Below are 652 nucleotides of genomic sequence, written 5' to 3'. Positions count from 1 at the left end.
TAGGTTCCCTTCCCGGTTTGCATCAGTCAGCCATTGTGGTAGGCGAATCTGAAATTTGAACTGATAATGACTGGCCGAGCCTACTTTTCGACGGAACACAATCTCGTCGATGAGCCGGGTAAGCTTGATCTCTTCGTACTCTGCCCCCTTCGAACGCTGGTACTGCGTAAGAGTAACCTCAATGTCCTTCAGACGCATTAACGCTTCCTGGATACGCTTATAGTTGGCCGCTCCATCGGATAGGCCCATTTCCCGGATTATGTCTGAATATTTCAATTCTACGACGCCATGACCGTGATACTGTTTATATGAAATCGCCTGCACCGCCCCCATGACCCGGGCTTCATACGTAGTTAAGACAGCCCCGTTATTGCTCTTAAAGTGAACAGCCCGTACCCCTACAGGATTATTAACAGAAACACTAGTTCGTGGCTGAGCTGAAAACAATGCATGCTGCGCAATATTCGTGTTGATCGGGACCATTTGACCCAAATAGTCCACCGACTGTATCCGGAGTGCTTTTTCTAAAATATCAATCTGTGCTTGTAGATGGTCCCGCTTTTCTGAGGTGACCTGATCCTGTACTTGAATTTTCATCGCTTCACCGTACTGATTTGCAAACATGAACAGCTCCTTCGCCTCTACCTGTTCA

At 47.5% G+C, this 652-nt stretch carries 1 pseudogene; it reads right to left on the bottom strand.

From position 1 onward, the window contains the following. A pseudogene (locus tag FE296_RS00245) lies at positions 1-624 on the bottom strand (replication initiator protein A); the annotation flags it as partial. Between the last annotated feature and the right edge of the window lie 28 nt (positions 625-652).

The sequence above is a fragment of the Paenibacillus sp. UASWS1643 genome, assembly GCF_008693195.1.
Lineage (GTDB): Bacteria > Bacillota > Bacilli > Paenibacillales > Paenibacillaceae > Paenibacillus > Paenibacillus amylolyticus_B.
The sequence above is the reverse complement of the archived record's forward strand: the minus strand, read 5'-3'. Positions and strand labels throughout refer to the sequence as shown.